General features: G+C 68.6%; 3 protein-coding genes. All 3 read right to left on the bottom strand.

Translation table 11 applies throughout. From position 1 onward, the window contains the following. Positions 1-940, bottom strand: a 940-nt coding sequence (locus tag JYJ84_RS33300) for a nitrite/sulfite reductase (RefSeq protein ID WP_205190029.1), incomplete at its 3' end; no start/stop codon positions are given. A 196-nt stretch (positions 941-1,136) separates the two neighbouring features. Beyond that, complete coding sequence (locus JYJ84_RS33295) at positions 1,137-1,532, bottom strand: hypothetical protein (protein WP_175219713.1); 396 nt, start codon at positions 1,530-1,532, stop codon at positions 1,137-1,139. Between the two features lie 104 nt (positions 1,533-1,636). After that, positions 1,637-2,789: PLP-dependent aminotransferase family protein (locus JYJ84_RS33290; RefSeq protein ID WP_205190028.1), on the bottom strand; the 1,153-nt coding region annotated here is incomplete at its 5' end.

Below are 2,789 nucleotides of genomic sequence, written 5' to 3'. Positions count from 1 at the left end.
CGCGGTCGAACTCGACCTGCGGAATCGTATGCGGCCCGCCGTCGTGATCGACGATCTGGCGGAACTCCTCCTCGACGTCGTCGATGTAGCGCTGCCCCTCGGTCTTCACGAGGATCTTGATGCGCGCCTTGTACTTGTTGTCGCGCCGTCCGTAGCGGTTGTACACGCGGACGATCGCCTCGATGTAGTTCATCACGTGCTGCCACGGCAGAAACGCGCGCAGCGGCGTCGCGATCGTCGGCGTGCGGCCCATCCCGCCGCCGACGCTCACGCGAAAACCGAGTGCGCCCGCATCGTCGCGCACGAGCTTCAGCCCGACGTCGTGCCAGTCGGTGGCCGCGCGGTCTTCAGCCGCGCCCGTGATCGCGATCTTGAACTTGCGCGGCAGGAACGCGAATTCGGGGTGCAGCGTCGTCCACTGGCGCATCACTTCGGCGAACGGGCGCGGATCGGCGATCTCGTCCGGCGCGACGCCGGCGCGTTCGTCGCACGAGATATTGCGGATGCAGTTGCCGCTCGTCTGGATGCCGTGCATGTCGACGGTCGCGAGCAGGTCCATCACGTCGGCCGCCCTGGCGAGCGGAATCCAGTTGAACTGCACGTTGGTGCGCGTCGTGAAGTGTGCGCTGCGGGTCGGCAGGCGCAGCGTGCCGAGCAAGGCCTGCGCGTCGCATGCGGCGCGGTAGGTGGCGTCGTCAGGCACGTCGTAGTCGCGTGCGATCCGTGCGAGCACGCGCAGTTGCGCGCTCGATAGTTCGCCATACGGCACGGCGACGCGCAGCATCGGCGCGTGGCGCTGCACGTACCAGCCGTTCTGCAGACGCAGCGGCCGGAACGCGTCTTCGCTCAGCGTGCCGTGCTGCCAGCGTTCGAGCTGGTCGCGGAACTGGGCGGCGCGGCTGTGCACGAGCGCCCGGTCGAAAACGGTATATCGATACATGAGGTGATACGCGAGAGGAGCCGCGGCGCGAAGCGCGCGACTCGGGAGAGACGTTGCGACGGGTGTCAGGCAACCGGAGACAGCGTAGGGAACGCGGCGCGGCGGGACAAGCAGCAGATCGGGATGAAAAGGGCGCAGCAGATGGCCGGCGGGGCGCCGGCGCGGGGCGGGCATGCGTGCATGCCCGTGGCGGTGTTTATGCGTCGGCGTCGACGACGCGCACCGGATCGAGCGCGCGGATGCGCTGGTCGATGAAGTAGCCGCCGCCTTCCTGGTAGCGCAGGAACAGGCGGCCGCACGTGCGGCAGCGATTGACGGTGCAGCGGTTGTACGGGAAATGGCGCAGGGCGATCGGTGCGTCGTCCGACGCGTAGTGCGTGCCGCCCGGATGATATTCGGCGTAGGTCGGCTCCGTCTCGCCGGGCGGCGCGAGCGTGGCGACTTCGGTCAGTTGCGCGTCCTGCAGCGACAGCGGCAGGGTCGTCCATCCGGCGAGCGGCGTTTTCGTGCAGGTGCACGATTGCGTGACGTGCGCGGCTTCAGCCGTCAGTTTCAACAGCGCGTCGTGATCGAGGTAGGGCAGTTGACTCATCGGAAATCGTGAAGGGCGGCGGGATCCGCACTGTAACCCGCGCGTGGATTGCGTGCATCACCGTGACGCAGGCAGTGCGCACTGTGCGCACCACCATGTGCGATTCAACCGCCCTTGCGCACCGAAGGCTGCGCGACGAGCTCGCCGAGTACGCGGATCGCGTGCTCGATGTCGCGGCTCCACGGATGGCCGAAGTTCACGCGCACGCAGCGCTCGAAGCCGTGCGCGGCCGAAAACAGCGGCCCCGGCGCGAAGCTGATCCCGCGTGCGATCGCCTGGCGATGCAACTCCATCGCGTCGATCGCGTCGGGAAACGCGAGCCACAGGAAGTAGCCGCCTTCGGGCCGTACCCACTCGACGCCGGCCGGCAGCCAGCGCTGCAGCGCGTCGTCCATCCGGTCGAGCTGCGTGTGCAGCGCGCCGCGCAGTTTGCGCAGGTGCCGGTCGTAGCCGCCGTGCTCGAGATAGTTCGCGATGCCGACCTGCGCGGGAATGCTGGCCGACAGCGTCGTCATCAGCTTGAGCCGCTGCACCTTCTCCGCGAACCGGCCGGCGGCGGCCCAGCCGATCCGGTAGCCGGGCGCGAGCGTTTTCGAGAACGAACTGCAGTGCATCACGAGGCCGTGCCGATCGAACGCGCGCGCGGGCAGCGGATAGTCGGGGCCGAAGTGCAGCTCGCCATACACGTCGTCCTCGATCAGCGGCACCTCGCGCGCGGCGAGCAACTCGACGAGCGCGCGCTTTTTCTCGGCGGACAGCGTGACACCGGTCGGATTCTGGAAATTGGTCATGAACCAGCACGCGCGGATGTCGTGACGGTCGAGCGCATTCGCGAGCGCGTCGAGATCGAGGCCCGTGCGCGGATCGACGGGAATCTCGACCGCGCGCAGGTCGAGCCGCTCGATCGCCTGCAGCGCCGCATAGAAGCCGGGCGCTTCGACGGCCACGACGTCGCCGGGCCGCGTGACGGCCGTCAGGCACAGGTTCAGCGCTTCGAGCGCGCCGTTCGTGACGACGATCTCGTCGATCGGCTGCGAGATGCCCGTCGCGAGATAGCGCCGCGCGATCTGCTGGCGCAGCGCCTCGTTGCCGGGCGGCAGGTCGACGACCGTGCTCCACGGGCTGACGAGCCGCGTGGCCTGCGCGAGCGATTTGGCGAGACGTGGCAGCGGAAACAGCTGCGGCGACGGGAACGCGGAGCCGAGCGGCACGATGCCGGGTTGCGTGGCCGCGTCCAGGACGGAGAACACGAGGCTG

This window comes from Burkholderia sp. LMG 13014 (assembly GCF_905232215.1).
Lineage (GTDB): Bacteria > Pseudomonadota > Gammaproteobacteria > Burkholderiales > Burkholderiaceae > Burkholderia.
Note: the sequence above shows the minus strand (reverse complement) of the source record. Positions and strands in the feature narration are given on the sequence as shown.